The organism is Candidatus Thiodictyon syntrophicum (assembly GCF_002813775.1).
In the GTDB taxonomy this organism is placed as follows: Bacteria; Pseudomonadota; Gammaproteobacteria; order Chromatiales; family Chromatiaceae; genus Thiodictyon; species Thiodictyon syntrophicum.
Window position 1 is genome coordinate 5,039,178 of the sequence record NZ_CP020370.1, and the last position, 18,954, is coordinate 5,058,131.

14 protein-coding genes and 1 pseudogene are annotated in these 18,954 nt (G+C 61.5%); all 15 read right to left on the reverse strand.

Going from position 1 to position 18,954, the window contains the following annotated elements; all coding sequences use genetic code 11:
• Nucleotides 1–42: 42 nt before the first annotated feature.
• Nucleotides 43–1,422 carry a putative O-glycosylation ligase, exosortase A system-associated gene (locus THSYN_RS21305; protein WP_100920894.1) on the reverse strand — a complete coding sequence of 460 codons (1,380 nt, stop codon included), beginning with the start codon at nucleotides 1,420–1,422 and terminating at the stop codon, nucleotides 43–45.
• A gap of 102 nt (nucleotides 1,423–1,524) precedes the next feature.
• On the reverse strand, nucleotides 1,525–2,736 hold the full coding sequence (locus THSYN_RS21310; RefSeq protein WP_100920895.1) for a TIGR04063 family PEP-CTERM/XrtA system glycosyltransferase: 1,212 nt from the start codon (nucleotides 2,734–2,736) through the stop codon (nucleotides 1,525–1,527).
• Complete coding sequence (locus THSYN_RS21315; protein ID WP_100920896.1) at nucleotides 2,733–4,649, reverse strand: XrtA/PEP-CTERM system amidotransferase; 1,917 nt, start codon at nucleotides 4,647–4,649, stop codon at nucleotides 2,733–2,735. The genes THSYN_RS21310 and THSYN_RS21315 overlap by 4 nt, the downstream gene beginning before the upstream one ends.
• A gap of 132 nt (nucleotides 4,650–4,781) precedes the next feature.
• On the reverse strand, nucleotides 4,782–6,326 hold the full coding sequence (xrtA, locus tag THSYN_RS21320) for an exosortase A (RefSeq protein WP_100920897.1): 1,545 nt from the start codon (nucleotides 6,324–6,326) through the stop codon (nucleotides 4,782–4,784).
• A gap of 73 nt (nucleotides 6,327–6,399) precedes the next feature.
• Entirely contained in the window at nucleotides 6,400–7,626 is a 1,227-nt protein-coding gene (locus THSYN_RS21325; protein ID WP_100920898.1) for a TIGR03087 family PEP-CTERM/XrtA system glycosyltransferase, read from the reverse strand.
• A 22-nt stretch (nucleotides 7,627–7,648) separates the two neighbouring features.
• Nucleotides 7,649–7,810 (reverse strand): annotated as a pseudogene (locus THSYN_RS36085) (FemAB family XrtA/PEP-CTERM system-associated protein); the annotation flags it as partial.
• A gap of 50 nt (nucleotides 7,811–7,860) precedes the next feature.
• Nucleotides 7,861–8,871 carry an IS1 family transposase gene (locus THSYN_RS21330; RefSeq protein ID WP_100917404.1) on the reverse strand — a complete coding sequence of 337 codons (1,011 nt, stop codon included), beginning with the start codon at nucleotides 8,869–8,871 and terminating at the stop codon, nucleotides 7,861–7,863.
• A gap of 11 nt (nucleotides 8,872–8,882) precedes the next feature.
• Nucleotides 8,883–9,881: a FemAB family XrtA/PEP-CTERM system-associated protein gene (locus THSYN_RS21335; protein WP_100920899.1), complete on the reverse strand. Its 999-nt coding sequence runs from the start codon at nucleotides 9,879–9,881 to the stop codon at nucleotides 8,883–8,885.
• A complete protein-coding gene (locus THSYN_RS21340; protein WP_100922530.1) occupies nucleotides 9,881–10,711 on the reverse strand; it encodes an XrtA system polysaccharide deacetylase in 831 nt (276 codons plus the stop codon). Before THSYN_RS21340 ends, THSYN_RS21335 begins: the two co-directional genes overlap by 1 nt.
• A 138-nt stretch (nucleotides 10,712–10,849) precedes the next feature.
• Complete coding sequence (gene wecB, locus THSYN_RS21345; protein ID WP_100922531.1) at nucleotides 10,850–12,031, reverse strand: non-hydrolyzing UDP-N-acetylglucosamine 2-epimerase; 1,182 nt, start codon at nucleotides 12,029–12,031, stop codon at nucleotides 10,850–10,852.
• The gene (locus THSYN_RS21350; RefSeq protein ID WP_100920900.1) at nucleotides 12,018–13,055 is read right to left on the reverse strand and encodes an XrtA/PEP-CTERM system-associated ATPase; all 1,038 of its coding nucleotides are present in this window, start codon (nucleotides 13,053–13,055) and stop codon (nucleotides 12,018–12,020) included. The genes wecB and THSYN_RS21350 overlap by 14 nt, the downstream gene beginning before the upstream one ends.
• Before the next feature lie 6 nt (nucleotides 13,056–13,061).
• Nucleotides 13,062–14,597 carry a TIGR03016 family PEP-CTERM system-associated outer membrane protein gene (locus THSYN_RS21355; RefSeq protein ID WP_157817836.1) on the reverse strand — a complete coding sequence of 512 codons (1,536 nt, stop codon included), beginning with the start codon at nucleotides 14,595–14,597 and terminating at the stop codon, nucleotides 13,062–13,064.
• A 141-nt stretch (nucleotides 14,598–14,738) separates the two neighbouring features.
• The gene (locus THSYN_RS21360) at nucleotides 14,739–15,698 is read right to left on the reverse strand and encodes an XrtA-associated tyrosine autokinase (protein WP_100920902.1); all 960 of its coding nucleotides are present in this window, start codon (nucleotides 15,696–15,698) and stop codon (nucleotides 14,739–14,741) included.
• A 217-nt stretch (nucleotides 15,699–15,915) separates the two neighbouring features.
• Nucleotides 15,916–17,499 carry an XrtA system polysaccharide chain length determinant gene (locus tag THSYN_RS21365; protein WP_157817837.1) on the reverse strand — a complete coding sequence of 528 codons (1,584 nt, stop codon included), beginning with the start codon at nucleotides 17,497–17,499 and terminating at the stop codon, nucleotides 15,916–15,918.
• 28 nt (nucleotides 17,500–17,527) lie between these two features.
• Entirely contained in the window at nucleotides 17,528–18,142 is a 615-nt protein-coding gene (locus THSYN_RS21370) for an XrtA/PEP-CTERM system exopolysaccharide export protein (protein WP_100920904.1), read from the reverse strand.
• Between the last annotated feature and the right edge of the window lie 812 nt (nucleotides 18,143–18,954).

The window sequence follows — 18,954 nt, forward strand, 5'->3', positions numbered from 1 at the left end:
GCTGGGCCCCGTCCGCGCGTACCGCAAGCGTCGGCGTGGACCTCATAGCTTCCCAAACCATCCCGCGATGGCGCCCAGGAGCCAACGCCGCGGCGGTGCGAAGCGATTGGCAGCAGCGCCGACAGCCCCAACCGCAACGCCGATCACAGGACGCGGGGCCACCTCTGCAATCTCCGGCACACCCTGCGCGGCATAGCGATGCGCAACCGTCGTCAGTCCGATCGTGATCGCCACCAGCGTGTAATAGTAGTCGAACATCGCCAGCCCCAGAAAGGCCCCACTGGTCGCGTAGCCGATAATACTTACGAACACCATTGACGACAGGTCTCCCATCCACTGCAATTGCTCATGCGAGCGCGCGAACTTCCTTATCCGGTTCAAGCTGACAAACGAACCGAACATGATCCCGAGAAAGGTAAAGAGACCGACAAATCCCTGCTGACCCAGCACCTGGAAATAGATGCTGTGGGCGTCGTGTACATCCCGCGGGTTCGGGGCATATTGGATAAAGGTCGGCCGCAGGAAAACATTGAAGCCGCCGCCCACAAACGGGTGTTCGAGGGCGAGGTACCAGGCCGTCCACCAGGCATTGATACGCCCCAGCGCGGAGGCGTCCTGATCATACGCCTGTATCGTATCCATCCGGCTGTACCAGCTCTCCGGCATGATCATGAACGCCAGCGGCAGGGACAGCGCCAGCAATAGCAACAGCCCCGCCCGGTTGCGAGTCTTCACCGCCAGATACAGGATCATTACCATCAATCCCAGCAGGGCGCCGCGCGATTGGGTACCGAGGACGGCAACGACGCACAGGCCCATGGCTGCCATCATCGCGTACCTGACCCATCGGTTCGTACTTGTCAGCTGGAGATAACGTATCAGCGGGATGGTCATGACCAGCGCAAGTCCGATCTCGTTATTGCCTCCGATAAAGGTACCGGCCGGTCCGTTGACATGACTGGCACCACCACCCAACAGGGTAAAGATGCCGCCCTTGACACCATAGAATCCGAGCGAAATGACACAGGTCCAGACCAGGGCGTCGATGCGCTCGCGCGACGTCAACAGCACGATGGTGAGAAACGTCAGGAGCATGATCCGCCAGGCCCGATCCCAATAATCCCAGGCAGTATCGGGGTAAAAGGCGGTCAGGGTCGTCACGAACAACCAGAACCACCAGAATCCCAACAGCCCAACGAGTGCCGACGCGGGCAACCGCTTCGGCTCCTTGGAAATCAGGAAGGACAGGATCAGCGTCAGCGCGACGATAAGCGCAAAGGGCTTTCCAGCCGCGAAGCTCCAACACAGAATATGCGGGTTCATCAGCCCGAGCCAGCTCCCGATCAGCACGCCGAAAAATGGCTTGCGCAGAATCAGCGGGATGCTGCCGAAGACCACCAGTGTGACGAATAAGTCGCGCATCCGGCGATTACCACCTTGCTGACCACAAAAAAACGACCGAGTGATGCCGTACCAAGTCGGCCCGGGACCCGACCGCCATTACCCCGCCCGCACCGCGTGTCTTCACGCCCGCGACAATAGCAACCCGTCATAAACGCAGCGGTAGCGCTCCACGCTCAGTGGCCAACCACGCTCACGCTCGACCGCGGCACGCGCCCGCCGCCGCAGACTATCCCATGCGCCCCGTCGACTTAGCAAGTCGAGCACGGCCCACGCCAAGGATTGCGCATCACCGGCGGGAAACAAGGTTCCGGTCTCGCCATCGCGGATCAGTTCCCGATGCCCCCCGACGTCCGAGGCCATGACCAGGATGCCTTGGGCCATCGCCTCCAAGGGCTTGAGGGGAGTGACGAGATCCGTCAGTCGCATGGGCAGGCGCGGGTACAGCAGGACATCGACCAAGCGGTAGTAGCGCTCGACCTGGTCGTGCGGCACCCGCCCGGAAAAAATGACATAAGCATCGAGGCCAAGTTCGCTGGTCAGGCGCTTCAGTGCGGACTCTTGGGGACCGCCACCCACCAGCAGCAAGCGGATCCGCGGTGCCTCGCGAATAATCAGCGGCAAGGCCCGCAGCGCGAGCGACAGCCCCTCATAGGAATAGAAAGAGCCGATGAACCCGAAGACGACGTGATCAGTCAGTCCCAGCTCAGCGGCCAGGGCCGGGTCCCGCGACAGACCATATTGAAAGCGGGCAAGGTCGACCCCGTTGGGAATGACAGTCACCTTGGAGGCGGGAATGCCGCGCGCGCAGATATCCGTGCGTAATCCCTCACAGATGCAGGTGACCGCGTCGCAATGCCGAAAGACCCAGGTCTCCAGACGCCTGGAGAGACGATAGCGTAGACCCCACGACGAGTTGGTGCCATGGTCGGTGGCGGCATCCTCCCAGAAGGCGCGGCACTCATAGACCACCGGCAGCGCGCAGCGCCGACCGGCCCGGATCGCCGCCACCCCGTTCAGACTCGGCGAGTGCGCGTGCAAGAGGTCCGGACGCTCCTGCTCGATCACCTGCGTCAGCCGCCTTTCCAAACCGCGGATCACGTCCCACTGATTGATCAACGGCAGCCGTGCAAGCAACCCCGCTCCGGCCGTGGTCCGGTAAAATTCAAGTCCATCGACGACCTCCACCGCGGCACCAGCGCCGTGGTGCTTCGCCGATGTAACCTGGGCGGTCTCCCAGCCCAGCGCCCGCTGATGCTCCAGGATCGCGCGCGTCCGAAAGGTATAACCGCTATGCAGAGGAATCGAGTGATCCAGAACATGCAGAATCTTCACGCCGCGACCCCGCCCGGCCCCAGTCCGACCCGCCGCAGAAAGGCTTCAAACATCAGTAGACTCCACAGCGACGCACTGTAATCCCTAGCCCCGCACTGATGCTGCGCCAGCAACTGGATCAAATAGTCCCGATCGAAGATGTTCGATTCGGCAAGCACCGGACCCAGGACCGCAGCGCGTAAGCGCTCCCGCAGGGGCCCGCGAAACCAACCGGCGAGCGGCACCGCAAATCCCATCTTGGCACGGTACAGGAGATCTTCGGGCAAATAAGGGGCCAGAGCCCTCTTGAACAGATATTTGCCCTCGGCGCCATGGAGCTTGAGCGGCGGCGGCAGGCCGGACAGCCACTCCACCAGCGTATGATCCAAGAGCGGAACCCGCACCTCCAGGGCATGCGCCATGCTGGCGCGGTCCACCTTCGTCAGGATGTCGCCCACCAAGTAGGTTTTTATGTCCAGATATTGCACCAATGACAAAGCGTGATCGGTGGGGGCCCGTTGCGCATGGCGGCGCATCACCTCCACCGCACGGTAGCCTTGGAGTTCCCGCTGGAAAACCGCGCTGAAAAGCCGCGACCGCATCTCATCGGGTACGACGGCGACCGTATGAAAGTAACCCTCCACCGTGTCACGGGCCAGGGCCTGCAAGGTCGACTTCGCGCGCAACGGCCGCGGCGCCCACGCAAGCCCCGGATAGACACGGCCGAGCGTGCCGAAAAGCGGACGTCGCAAACGCAGCGGCAGAGCCGAACGCAGCCGTTCCTCAAACCGGTGCCAGCGATAGCGGCGATAGCCAGCCAGATTCTCGTCACCGCCGTCGCCCGAAAGGGCTACCGTCACCTGCCGTCGCGCCAGTTCACAAACACGGTAGGTCGGCATCGCGGAACTGTCGGCAAAGGGTTCGTCATAGAGGTCGGCAAGCTTATCCACCAACGCAAAATCATCCGGCTCCACCTGCTCGACCCGATGGTTGGTGTGATAGCGGCGCGCCACCGCGGCAGCAAACGCAGACTCGTTGAACCGGGGATCACCGAAGGAGATAGAGCAGGTGTTGACCGGGTCTGCCGACAGGCTGGCCATCATGGCCACCACGGCGCTGGAATCGACACCGCCGGACAGGAAGGCCCCCACCGGCACCTCGGCAATCAACCGGATACGGACCGCCTCGCGCAACCGCTCTATCAGTTCTGCCTGTAGGTCCTGTTCCCGTGCGGGGGCCGCGGGGATAAAGGGCACATCCCAATACTCCTGGGGCGCAACCGGGGTCGTCGCGCCGCGCCGTAAGGTCAGATGATGGCCGGGCGGGAGTTTCAGGGCGTGCGTCAGAATGGTCCGCGGCTCGGGCACATAACCATAGGCGAAATAATCCTCAACGGCCCCGGGATCAAGTTGCCGCGGCAACCCCGGATGCAGATAGAGCGCCTTCAACTCAGAGGAGAAAATCAGGTGCCCATCCGGCAGAAAGGCATAGTAAAGCGGCTTGACCCCGAGGCGGTCACGGGCGAGAAACAGCGTCTCCCGGTTACGGTCCCAAATGGCGAAGGCGAACATTCCGCGAAAACGCTGCACACAGGCCACGCCCCACTCCTCCCAAGCATGCACGATCACCTCAGTATCGCAGTGGGTGCGAAAGAAATGACCAGCCGCCTTCAACTCCTCGGACAGATCCGCAAAATTGTAGATCTCCCCGTTATAGACGACCACCACACTGCGGTCTTCGTTGAACAGTGGCTGTGCACCGCCTGAGAGGTCGATAATCGCAAGACGGCGGTGTCCGAACCCCACGCCGGGTTCAATGTGCAGCGCGCCCTGGTCCGGTCCGCGATGAAATTGGCTGTCGTTCATGCGCGCAAGCAAGTCGCGTGACGGCTCCCGCCGCCCGCGGCAATCAAAGATCCCGATTACACCACACATCGCGTCTGCACCATCAGGGTTGCACAATCCGGAATGCCGGTGGCTCGACCTTCGGCCAGGCCACGGACAAACGAACAATTTCAGCCGCCGTCCACGCTCCCGCGCATCGTCTCGGCATCCCACGAAGCGCAATCACCGCCCGTGTCCCGTGGCACGCTGGATTTCCGCCTCCAACGACGGCCACATGGCGTCGATGAACACCGTAAGGACCGCCGCCGCCTCGTCCGGACTCTCCCGGTAGGGCGCCGCCAGCACAATCACGGCGCCGCTTGGCTGGCGGCCAACGAGGCGGTAGGCCGCCTCCGCGAACTTTGCAACAAAGGGGTTGCTGGTATTGACGGCACCGATACGGTACCAGTTCCAAACCAGCAGACGCTGGCCACCCAAGCGACCCGCGAGACGGTCCTGCTTCACCTTGAACTCACCGATGGGAGAGGCAATCCTGCGCGTTGTAATCTCCTTATCACTCCATTCCAGGTCACTCGTCGGCACCATCTGGTTTTGCACGTTCACCACCTCGGCGCCCTCCCGCTGACGCCGATAAATCCCCAGATACAACCCGACCGGCGCTGCCTCCGCGCGATAAAAGCCATACACTTCACCATCCGTACCAACGATATGCGGGCGCCAGCTCCAGAGATTCCCTCCCTCGCTCTGCCACCCCCCCACCGGTGCCGGCGAACGCAACTCGACCCGCTCATCCCCGCCCGCGGGAGCCCGCTCCAGTGCCAGCAGCAAACCCGGACCGACGGCGCTCGCCAGCAGCACCGACAGCGCGGCAACGATGGTCGAGCGACCGGCACCCGAATCGGCTTGTCGTGGAGCCTTGTCAGGCTCCGGATCGCGCCAGATGGCGCCCACTGCGAACATGATCGCGATCACGATGCCGAAAAAGACCCATCCGTAGACCAAGTGGTCGACCCCCGTCGCGAGTTTCATGCCGCTCAGGTGGCCGATCATCACAATCATGTAGGCCCTCAGTCCGTTGGCGAGGATCGGAACCAAGGCCGACAGCGCGATGAACAGGACACGTTTCCAAATCTTGCTGTAGGTGAGGTAAGAAAAGAGCACGCCGAGGGTGACTGAGGCCAGGAGATAGCGAATCCCGCTGCACTCTTCAATGACCGACCAATCCCCGGTCGGCAAGGAAAAGAAAGTGCCGTCGCGATAGACGGGGATACCCGTGAGCCGCAACATATTAACGCTAAAATCCGCCGTAAAATTCATCAAGGGGTAGGTGAGCCCGTCTCCCACCGGCACGGCGAGCAACAGAAAACCGAGCGGGAAGGCCAGGAAGCGGGCCGTCGCGGTGCCAATCATCGCCCAGATCGCGAGGATCAGGAGACAGACAAAGGCATACTCCTGCACGACCCGTACGTCCACGAGTTGCGCCAGCAGCCACACCAATCCCACCGGCAACATCAACAGGGCCGGCAGCAGCGTCGGCTGCGGCACCGTGACCCTCAGGGCCGCCCGTTTTTCCCAGACCAGCCACAAACTGATCGGGACGATAAGGAACCCGTGGGCATAGGTTTCAGACCCCATCCAGGTCGACACCAGGGCCCGGAGCGTGTCGGCGAACAAAGCTGACACCAGCGCCAAGACGAACACGAGACCGACCAGTACCGGGCCCCACGCCGATTTCCCCGGGGCAACACGAGCGATGGAAGCAACCATACTATTCTATTACACCTAATGTAACGCGGTGAGCACGCGCCGCGTGTTTGACTTCGGTACGCGTGTTTGACTGTCAGGCCGGCGCAACCCGATCGCGCCCCAGCAGCAACGCTATCAGCTGTTGGGTCGACACCGCCCAATCATATTCCCTTTCCACGAGCCGCCGCGCCCGCGATCCCAGGCCCTCGTCGCCCGCGCCGAGTACCGCCAGGACCGCGTCCGCAAAAGCCCCGGGCTCGTCGGCCAACAGCAGGTCACGCTGCGCCACCGCGGCGATGCCCTCGAGTGCCTTGGACGTAACGACCACGGGCTTAGCCATCGCCATGCCTTCCAATACCTTATTCTGGATGCCGCGCGCCACGCGCATCGGCGCCACCACCGCAACGGCAGCCTGGAGATAAGGACGCACATCTGGTACCCGGCCGGTGACCACAATGTCACCGCAACCCAGTGCCACAAGCGCGGGGGATGGCCGCGAGCCGACGATCGCAAAGAGTGCCCGCGGCCGCTGCGCCCGCACCCTGGGCCAAACCTCACGGATGAACCAAAGGACCGCGTCCACATTGGCCCAGTAGTCCATCGCACCGGTAAAGACCACCGGTTCACAATCAACCGGGAAGGGCGATGCGCACCCGGCCGCCGGCCGAAAATACGCGGTGTCCACGCCATTGCGAATGGCGTGGACGCGCGCTCCGAGCGCCGCGACGCGCTTACGAAACAGTGCCGCCTCCGGTTCGCTGACAAACAGGCTGGCGGCGAAGGTCCGCGCCAGCCCCTCCTCCGCCTGCGCCAGCCGCAGGGCCTCCCGCCGATAGACCCAGTTGGTCGGCCAGGGGCGTGTCTGTACATATTGCTGCCACTTATCCGAGTCCAGATCCACGAAGTCCATGACGCGCCGTGCGCGCGACCAGCAACCACCTTGGACGTACTGACCCATCGCCGATGAAAACACCAGCACATACCCAATGTCGCTGGTTGTCCGTTGCGCCTCCACCCACCGCGTCATTCTCGCGTCGCGGTAATAGGGGAGGGTCAAGGCCGTGCCGCGCCAGAGGCCGCTCAGGCTTCTGAGTGACGCTAAGCTCCGGGGCAGGGGCACAAAGAGCGAGGATGCACACTGCGCCTGCAGCTTCTCGACGTGCACCCAATCCGCCGGGTCATCGATGAAAGCCCCAAGGTGAACACGGAAACGCTCGACCAAGGCCGCCCACCAATGATACGAACGAATCTTGTCCCCCTTCTCCGGCGGGTAAGGAATCCGATGACAGAGAAACAACAGATGGGGTCGCGCGTCAACCATGGGTTCGGGTAGCCAGCCGGGATCAACCGAGATTGCGGGAAAAAAAAGGGCCGCAGACGTTCGCCAGCGGCAACGGCAAGTGTTTCCAGGCCGCGATGAACCAGCGATAACGGGGATTAGTGGGATTGATCTGCGGCATGACCCGGGCGCGCACCAGGTGATACTCATAGTGGAGCGGCGCCGGGGCACTGGTTCAGTTTGGTTCTTCCTTATCCTTATGTTTTTGTAGTATTTTTATAACCTGGGCTGTCGAACTCTAAGGACCTCATCCCACGAGAGTCCCTGCTGGAGAATCCCCAGAGCCACCGCAGGAACCTGTTTTGTCGTGAAGTGGCTGCGAATAAAGTTATGGACAATCCACAACATATCCAATGTTCTTTGCAAACCAGAAATGCTCTTCGCGTACGTATTCGTTCGGCGGCGATAAGCAGAATTCTTTCGCCGAAATGAAGCGTTCGATGCTTCCAAATGATTAGCATGAATATCGGCTGGCGTCACATCTTGATCGGTTTCTGGATGCTCCGGATGAGGGGTTTCGTATTTGGGACGCGAGTGCCCCGTTCTATCAGTTCCTTTCCCTTTATTCTTAAGGCGCACCTTCACACCGCGACGAAGCACTTTCGGTGGGCGGCCGCGTTTTCCGGTTCGCAATACTTCGTGGCAAATTTCAAACAGGAGATTGCCATACCGACGTTCCCCGTCGGTGACTAGAGTGACATCGCCAGTACGCAGGATGACATCTCTAAGTATTTGTATGGCATATGAAAATAGGCTGCGATCCTTTTTCCCGCACTGAAGCGCCCAGATAAATCGACTTGCCCTTTCCATCAGTACGATCGTCCAGCCTTCACAATCCTCCGGGGGGACATTCCTATTCACTTTCGTATAAAGCTCATCACCTTCGATCAGTTGCTCAATAAAGGTGTGCGTCAGGGCATATATGACCAGCACATCCTTGCAATCGGCCAGGCGACGCTCCCATAGGAGCAACGTATTCTTCGCAATCGCGAAGGCCCGGCAGGCGGCGTTCAAGCCGATCCCCTCAGTGCGCGTTTTGAGCACTTGAATGATGAAGCTGGTCGGTTTCCTGAGCCCCTCGATAAGGGTGGCTTTGGTCTCGGAAAAGAGCCTATTGCAACTTTGACATCGCCACAGCAAACGCGTACCGTTATGACCGGTTTGATACGTCTTGTGATGCCGACAATTCTGTGAATTGCAATGAGGGCATGTCCATTGTCCGTTCAAGAAGTTCTCACTTATTCAAAAAGTGACGGAAACCCGCGCCGAACTAGATATATTACATATATTTCAATGTCTTGTAAACAGGAATTAAACTGAACCAGTGCCGGCGCCGGCGCAAAGCCCCAATTCCGCTTGAAGTCGTATGACCCGGTGCCGACCTTGCTGCGACCGAAGTCGAAGGTCCGCACACCCCGCGCCGCCGCGCGCCGCATCAGGTCCCAGTACATGAAATCATTACCCTTCACTGCCCGGGCGGTCGGCCGACTGCCGCCGTAATAAGGCAGGACCTCGTCGCGAAAGTAGAAGCTCAACACGGCGGCGATATCGCAATCCCCGGCAACGATGATCGACATTTCCGTCTCGGCGCTGAACTCTTCCAGAAGACTCCTGAAAAAACGCCGCGCAAACATCGGCGTACCGAGATTGCGCATGGACTCGGCATAAATCCGAAAAAACCGGTCGGCATCGGCACTCTGACATGACTGCAAGCCGGCCGTGAGGCCCTTGCGGACCATGGCCCGCTGTTTGCGGGGAATTGCCCGGAGATTAGCGTCCTCGTCCGCGCAGATCCGGCGCCGGAATGTGGCATAGAGGTCCTTCGTCGGCCACTCGGGGCACACCGCCTCGCGATTACGAATCTCCAATGCATCGACCCGCAGCCGCTGCGCCAGCCGCACGGATTCATCCGTCAACGCCCGCCGTGCCTCCTCGCTCGTGGTCGCCGCGCCCCCATAGACGCAACATGGAGTCGAGATCAGGCCATGGCCGAAGAGGCGGCTTCGGACCTCGGCGAGCGGCAGCACGCCCTCGATCTCACCGTCACGCTCGGCGAGCAGATACCGGCATTGATGGCCCAGGCCCCGCGTAATCACGCGCTCCCAGCCCGCGCGATGAAAGAAGGTGGCCGCGGGGCAGGCCGCAACGAACGCATCCCAGCGGGTGCGGTCGGCCGCAACATAGGCTCGCACCCGCAGCGCAGAGGGCCCACCGCCGACCACGTCACGCTCGACCATCAGCGCCCGCCCCGATCAATTCCGAAAACCTCATCCATTCGCCCCCATCGAAAGTCACCCAGCAAGGAAACCAGCCGATCCTCCATACGATGGAGATTCAAGTAGTGACGTAGCCGGGTCTTGGTCGCCAAGCCTGGTTGCCGTGGCTGCTGCGGATCGATCTCCCAGGGATGAAAGTAAAAAATGCAGCTCTGCCGCTCCCGGCGATTCACTCGTCGTATTGCCCAGCGCGAGAAGGCATAAGGAAACAGTCGAAAATAGCCACCCCCGCCACAGGGCATCTTGCGCCCCGCAATCTCCAACGTGGTCACTGGAATCTCCAAAAACGGCGAATCACCGCAGGGCCTGAAGCGGAAGCGATTCGCCTCCGGCATCCCATACAGGTCATGATGGATCGGATAGATGCTCGACGAATAGCGGTAACCTGACTCGTCCAACACCTGCAAGGCCCAAAGGTTACGCCGACCGATGGAGAAACTGGGCGCACGGTAGCCGATTACCGGACATCCACCGAGCTGCTCCAACGCCGACTTCGTGCGACTGACGTCGGCACGAAACTGCTGCTGACTCTGCTGGGTGGCGCGGATATGCTCCCAGCCGTGACTCGCGAGTTCATGCCCCTGCCCGACGATGCGTCTAACCATCGTGGGATAGCGCGCCGCCACCCACCCGAGCGTGAAGAAGGTAGCCGTCACCCCATGATCCGAAAAACGCTCAAGAATACGATCCACGCACCCTTCCACGCGCTGGGGCAGTCGCTCCCAATCGTTGCGGCTGACATGCCGCTCAAATGCACTGACCTGGAAATAATCTTCCACATCGACGGTCATCGCATTGACCAGCATCGCCGGGTCGGCACGCGCGGCATCACGCCCGTCGTCAAGGGCGCAAGTGTCTGAATAAGCCAGCGTACCCTCATTCATGATCCGCGACCAGGTGACAACGAAGAGCGGCGCAAGGACGGTGGACTAGGACCGACCGCGGATGACCTGCGCCTGGTTGGACGGCACTGCCAGGGGGCGGCGCCCGGCGGCCCAGATCACCACCTCATCGCGGATTCGCTCCGCCGCTCGTCCGTCCCACAACTCGGGCACCCGCCCCCGCTTGCCCCCGCCGGCCAGGACCGCGCGAACCCCGCCGCGGATCAGCACCGGGTTGGTTCCGACCACGGTGTTGGTGCCTTCCTCGACCGTGATCGGGCGCTCGGTATTCTCACGCAGCGTCAGGCAGGGCACCCCCAAGGCAGTGGTCTCCTCCTGCAATCCACCGGAATCCGTCAATACCACCCGGGCTGCGCCAACCAGCGCAAGCAGTTCCAGATATGGCAGCGGCGGCATCAACAACAACCCCCGTGCCGCCGTGTCCAGCAGCCCGAATTCGCCCAGCCGCGCCCGTGTTCGCGGGTGAACCGCAAAGACCAGTGGCAAATCCGCCGCAACCTCGCAGAGCACGTCCACGATCCTGGTCAGGCTGTCCGCAGTGTCGACATTGGCGGGCCGGTGCAACGTGACGACGCCGAAACCGGCCGCGCCGAAGCACCGGGCCGAACCCGTGACCACCGACAATACGTCGACCGCCCGCGGGCACCGCGCCCGATTCCTCAACAGGGTGTCGATCATAACATTGCCGACGAATCGCACGCGCTCGCGGCTGATCCCTTCACGCTCGAGATTGACCGCGGCGCTACGCTCAGTGGTGAACAGTAAATCAGACAGTTGATCAGTAAGGATACGATTGATCTCTTCCGGCATCGACCGATCGAAACTGCGCAGTCCCGCCTCGACGTGGATGACCGGAACACCTTCCTTGGCGGCCACCAAGGCACACGCGATCGTCGAATTGACATCGCCGACCACCAACACCGCGTCGCACGCCCGGGCCGCGAGCACGGGCTCGAAGCGCTTCATAATATCGGCCGTCTGCACCGCATGACTGCCGGAACCCACCTCAAGGTCGACATCCGGCGCGGGAATCCCAAGCTGCGCGAAGAACGACGCCATCATCGCCGCGTCGTAATGCTGTCCGGTATGGACCAAGACCGCGTCGATCGCGTCGCTGTCCGCAAACGCGCGCATAATCGGCGCAATCTTCATGAAATTGGGTCGGGCCCCCACCACGCACAGCAGGTGCAGCCGGTCAATCGAGGTCATCATAAGCATCAAGCTCAAGTTGCAGCAGCACCGCCTTGCGGAGCAGTTTTCGCTCTTGCATGACGATCAGTCGCAGCCGCGACACCTCCGCCTCGAGTGACGACAGGCGCTCCCCAAGGCCTCCCGGGGTCAGGCCGCCGCCCCCCGGGTCAGTCGCCGCGGCGGTCCCGGACTCCGCAACCGCGGCACCGACCTCGCCCCCCGCGGGGCGACCGGATTCCTGCTCCAACTCCGCCGCCACGACGCGCACATCCTCGCGCGTGAGTTGATGCCGCTCCTCGATGCAGCCGAACAGCATCAGCCGATCGCAGAGGGTATTGATGCGACGCGGCACACCGCCGGTGCGGGCGTGAACCAGTTCAAACACCTCGGGCGCGAACTGCGGATCCCCTGACCAGCCGACCCGGTTCAAGCGAAACGCGATATAGGCGCTCGTTTCCTCCAGTGACAGCGGGTCCAGGTGGTAAGCGGCGATGATGCGTTGCCGCAGTTGCTCCATATTGGGCAATTGCAAAGTCCGCCGCAGTTCTTCCTGACCCAACAGAAAACTCTGAAACAGGGAGCGTCCGTCGACCTGAAAATTGGCCAACATCCGCAGTTCCTCGAGGGATCTCGGCGGAAGATTCTGCGCCTCGTCGACCACCAGGAGGATGCGCCGCCCCTCCGCAAACCGGGTTCTGGCAATAACTTCCAAGTTGTGCAGCAGCGTGGCCTTGTTCATACCCTCATGCGCCAGCCCGAATGACGCGCAGACCATTCGCAACATATCCTCGGGTTCGACTTGCGTCGTCACCAATTGGGCGGCCATGATATTTCGCCCTTCGAGTTCGCTGAACAGCGCGCGCACCAGGATGGTCTTCCCGGTTCCTATACCCCCGGTGATCACAATGAAGCCTTCCCCCTGCTCCAAGCCGTAGCGCAGGTAAGCCAGGGCTCGGTGGTGGCCCTGACTGTCGAAAAAGAACCGATGGTCGGGGGTCAACTGGAAGGGTTTGCCGGAGAGGCCATAGAATTCGTCGTACATGCCGCCTTACATGCTCCAGTTGAGGGTCAGCCAGAGCTGGTTCTCACCGAAATTCTGGCTCGACGTGGCCGAGTCCTGCTGACTGAAAGTATAGGTGGCGCTTCCCTGCGTCCGTCGGCTGACCTGATAGGTGTACCCGGTCGCGACGCTGATCTGGGAGAAATCCGCGCCGACGCCCGCCGACTGATTATAGGTCCAATATTGGAGGCTCAGGCTCGCGCTGCTGCGCGGCGATAAGGTGCGGCTGAATGTCAACGTTCCTTGGTTCTGATCGACCTGATTGCCGGTAGCCTGATAATCCCAATGCCAGTTATTGACATTCAGGGACACGGAAGTCCGCCCGAATTGGGAGGTAATACCAAGGAGCAACTGATTCTGAATGAAAAAGCCGGAGGTCAGCGCCGGATTGGCGATCGAGCCCGAGAGGGTCTGACTGGCAAGCGGGTTCGTGATCGGTTCTCCGTACGGGTCTTGGAAATTGACCGCGTTACTGTTGAGAATGGCGGTGCGCGCATTCGTCACATTGATCTCATAGCTGGCCGTGACGACCGTCTTGCGGTGTCGATGCTGGATATTCGCATAATAGTCCGCACCAAAAAAGCGATAGCCGTAGCCGAGGCCGATGGTGGTGTTCCGCGACGGCGACCAGTAGGGTGTCACCCGCCAGCGCAGGCCATCCGGCTGCGCCAGCGAATCATAATTCCCCCAATCGTAGCCGATCAGCCCCTGGATCTGCCACTGATCGCTGATTGGGTAAGTGACGGTACCGCTGACGGTGCTCGTCCCCGATCCGGAGCCAGTGCCGTAATCCGACCCGGAGCTGTTGCCGACGTTGAAGACGTTGCTCGATGCGGCGATCTGCCAGGGCATGCGGGAAAAATAGTCACCGCTGGTAATGGTGAGTGAACTTTGGGACCCCGTCGTACCGCTATTGTCGGTGCCGCCTGCGGTTTTCGCCGCGAAGACATAGTTGATGCCGGGCGCGAACTGGACCGTTGCGAAATTGCCGCGCAGCACCGGAAACGCGAACACGGGAGTGATCTGGATCGAGGCGGTCTGACCGAAGGCGTCGGGATTTCCCAGCGCCGTGAAACCGGCGTTTCCGACATTGGGATCGACCAGGTTCTGATTGGCATTGGCACTCAATTGCAGCGAAAAATAGCCGTCAATCACCGTCACCGAGGCGTTGGCCTGGAGGACGTGGAAGATACGATCGAGATCAGAATGCCCCTCGCCGTAGAACACGGCGCTCGGGCCGTAGAAAAAACGATAGGAGGAGCGGCTACCGCCGCCGCCGCCGGCAATGTTGGGCAGCAACTGCAAGATCGTCCCGAATTCTCTTCCCTGATTCGTGGCGCGGCGTTGTCCGCCTGCACTCAACGCGGGTGACTGCGCGGCCGTCCCGGACACTGCGCCGGCGTTCGTCAGAAAGAGATTATCGGTAAAAACCAGTCTGCTCAACAGGCCGACAGATGTGACCAGCGGCGCGGCCACAGCGCCCTGCGCGAAGATACCAAGCGCGAAAAATGCCCAACGCAGCAACCGGGGGCGAGGCCCGACCCGCCGCCAATGCGTCCCGCCGGATAATGAAACCGGCGCCCCCCGGCGCCGGGGCGGGGGTGCCAGGGACGGCGCCGACCACGACCGCAAGCGCGCGAGACTCAAGCTAACGCCCACCCATACTTAATTTTCTTTGGCATCGACTTCGCCGTAGGAACCGTATCCATAGCCATACCCATAACCATAGCCGTACCCATAGCCATAGCCGTACTTGCCGGTAAACAGGCCGCCTTTGCACTTATTGAGAATCAAGAACACATTGTCCTTTGACTCCAAATTGGCCAGCGTCTCGCGCACGATGCCCTGGGCAGTGCTGTCCTGCTCCACCACAATCACCACTTGTCCCATCAAGGACGCCAAAACCCCCGCCTCCGTCGTCTCCAGGACCGGCGGTGAATCAAACAAGACAATACGATCGGGATAGCGCGAGGCGACCTCCGCCAACAGCCGACGCATACTTCCGCTTGCCAACAACTCGGTTGATCGCTTGTGGGAAACACCCGCGGGAAGGACCGTCAACTTGGGGATATCGGTCTTGAGCAGCACCTGTGACAGATCAATCGATTCGTCGACGAGTCGATTGATCAGTCCAGGGCGGTCGCGGATACCCAGTCGCCGGGACAGTCCGGGCTTGGCAACGTCCGCGTCGATCAACAGCACGGTGCTGTCCATCTCCATCGTGATGGAAATGGCCAGGTTCAGGGAGGTAAAGCTCTTACCCTCACCCTGCACCGAACTGGTCACCATGATCAGGTTTGGGTACTTCACCCCCGGCAGTGACCGCTCGAAGGCGTTGACCAACAGCGGCCGCTTGATCACGCGGAACTCTTCCGCGGTGCGCGAGCGGCCACCCTCGGGGGACAGCAGAAAGTCGCTTTCATGGCTGGTGAGCAAAATCGCCGGATTCACCACGCTGGTCGGCGGCACCGGGACCTGACCGGCAGCCCTGGGTTGGGAGCGAGGCGGGAGCGGCTCAATCGCCTCCGGCGACGGGGCGCGGGGGGAATCCGCAACCTGCAGCTCGTCGGCGGCCGCCTGACGTGACGCCGACAACCGCTCGGCTGCCTTTTCAATAATACTCATCTGCACCTCGCACTGCGATCCCAAGGGAAACGAGGATCGAAATCTGCGTTGCCCGTGCCGCGGCACTCCCGACCGGGTCGGCGAGCGCGCCCGGTCGGTCCGACCGCGAGCAGTCCGTGCGGCGCGAGCACGGTGCTGCGGGGATGGCCGACCGGTGCTCCGGGGACGCACCTTACGAGGTCCCGCAAATCGTGTCCGGGGCGCATCCGCGGCGATCTCACAGGGGCAGTTTCGACATGATGTCGATATGAAGAGAGAAGACTGTCAACACCGCGGCGAACAGGCCGATCAAGCCGATCAGTACCGTGCCGAAGGCGATGTCCCCCCACAATTTCTTGCGCCGCTCAGCGACAGTCCAAACCATGTTTACGCTGCCGAGTACCGGCAGACCGATCGCCTCCGTCAACTGCCGCCGGTCGCCGAATACGGGGCGCAGCAGCGAGAGCAGAAAGGCGAGTCCAAGACCGGCTGCCCAAGCGCTGCCGAACACGGAAGAGGCGAGCAGGAGGCGATTGGGTGCGCTCGGTTGGCTTGGTACCTTGGGCGGATCCAGGGTCCGAAACTTGACGGTATCCACACTCGTGTCCGCTTCCCGCGTCATCCGGGCCTTCTCGATCCGCTCCATCAACTGGGAGTGGTTCGCGCGCAGAATCGAATAGTCGCGGTTGAGCTGCTGTTGTTCCGTCTCCACCTGCAGTACTTGGTCGACGGAGGCTTGATATTTTTCGATGTCGCCCTTGAGATTCTCGACCATCGACTGCTGATTGGCAATTTCGGACTCCGCCTCGGACAGACGCATGCGCAACTGCTGGTAGATCGGGTTGCCCGAGAGTGATTTGACGACGGCGTGGCGATCCTGCTTCGCAAGAAACTCGGTCTTGGCCGTCTCGCGCTGGGCCTTCAGCCGCTCCAGGGCGGCCTTGGCAGCGACGATATCCGGATGGATATCGGTGTAACGCAAAAGGAACTCATCCAGTTGCTTCTGCATGTCGCGGATGCGTAGGTCGTATTCGGCGAGATGGCCTTTCAGCGCATCGCCGAGATAGTCGGAATAGTCGACACTCTCGGCGCCTTGGTCTTCGGCGATGGCGATCTGATCGGCAAGCTGATCGCGGCGCCGGGTCGCCGAGCGCACGCCGTCTTCAGCGCGTTTGAGCGAGGCCCGCGCCGCCTGCAGGCGCGTATAGTAAGACCCACGATCGGAGAGGATGTCCATATTGCGTATCTTGAAATCCTTCACCTTGCGCTCGCCGTCGATCAGACGGCGCTCGTAGTCCTTGACTTCCCGCTGCAGAAAGCGTTCGGCAGAGTCCTGATCCTGCCGGGAGGAACCGAGATTCGACTCGACAAAGATCGTCAGCATCGATTGCACGACGCGCTTGGCGAGATCGGGCGAACGATCCTCGAACGCGATGGTGTAGATGTTGTCGCCTTGACGCACCAGCGACACCCGATCCTTCAGGTCTTTGACCAGGTCGTCCATTTGCTGCGGCGTCTTGGCGGTCAGGTCCATGTCGGTCATGCGCGCCAACTTTTCCATGTTCTCGCGGCTGAATAACACATTGGTCATCATGGTCACGCGGCGACTGTCGCTGGTCTGGATGGCCAGCCCGCTCAGCAGCGGCGTCAATACCGAGTCGGTGTCGACAAAGACCCGCGCCTGCGCGACATACTCGTCGGGCAGGCTGGCGGTGTAGAACCAACCAATCGGGCTGGCGATCAGTGCCACCGCCAATGCATACCAACGGTGACGCCAGATGCCATCCAGGTACTGAAAGGCGAGGCGGAGAATTTCTTGCATAGGATCAGCGTGATAATGACGGCACGAACTAGAACCAGGATTCGGGAATGATGAGGATATCGCCGGGGCGCATGTCGACATTGGCAGCCATGTCGGCGCGCTTGATCAAGTCGTCGAGCCTCACCGTGTAGCGCTTGCGCTCCCCTTTCTCAAAGCGCATCAAAACTGCGCGGTTGCCGGCCGCGAACTGGGTCGTGCCGCCGACCGCAATCATCAAGTCAAGCAACGTCATACCGTCGATATAGCGTAACGACTGGGCATGGGCCGCCTCGCCGAGGACGCGTATCTGTTCCGGGTAAATCCCCTGAAACCCCTGCACGATGACCGTTACCAGGGGATCGCGCAGGTACACCGACAAGGCCTGCTCCAGGTCGCGGGCAAGCTCGGTTGGGGTCTTCCCGGAGGCGGGAATATCCTCAAGCAGTGGCGCCGTGATATAGCCGTCGGGGCGAACCGGCACGGTGGTGCTGACCTCGGGATAGCGCCAAACGAAAATCTGGACCGAGTCCCCGGGGCCGATCTTGTACTTGCTGGCCGAGCGCAGCTCATAAGTTGCCTCCGGTAACGAAGAAAACTTCGGCGTGGAGCAACCGGTCAAGGCGACCGACAGAATCGCAGCCCCGAGGATACCTAACTGACGCACGAGTCTCTATACCCCCAAGAAGCTATGAATTGACGCAACGAAGAGCGCGATGGTCCGATCTCGCCGGCTGCACCACGCGGCGTGATTCCGGCTGGTCCGGGTCCAGCCGACGGCGCACCCGTACACGGACTCCAACCCCCGCGGTCCCCGAGTTTAGCGGCGTAACGCGAGGATTATCGCACAACCGGAAAAGACGCGAACCGCCGACTCTCAGAATCGGAACCAACACCAATAGACGGGTAATCGCCACAATCGGTGCCGATCCCCAGCGGCTACCTCGCCTGCCCCATGGCTGTGCAAACCAGACGCCGTTCGACCAGTTCAAGCATCGACGCTTGGCGTACCACCCCGGCACACCGGTCCCCGCAGGGGACGCTTGGGACAGCCATCGTTGCGCACCCCCGCCTGGCGCGACGCGCAGTGGCCGCGCCCCCGGCACCAGCCTTGTAACAGGATCGCACGGCCGTTCACACCGAAGCAATTGCCGCGATTCCATGGCGAGCGCCGCGAGGGCCGACGACGGCGTGCCGCCAGGGTGGCGGCCGAAGCCCGTGGGGTGGCCCGCCCTCGCGGCGCGCACAGCGGCCTCGAGCACCCGCATGGCGAACTAGGCAAGCCCGCGGCCCGTGGCCTGCCGGAAAGATCCCGTCGGTTTCAGCCGGACACCAAGCGTAGGAGGATCGCGGTCGAATGGCGACTTTTCAAGTTCCCTCAAGGCGCAAATCAGGGGTGGCGGGCCGGTCTTGCGCCCGCGCGCGGTGCCTCTCGAGGCCCGGCGGGTTGCCCATAGCGCCTCAATCTGGTACTAAAGG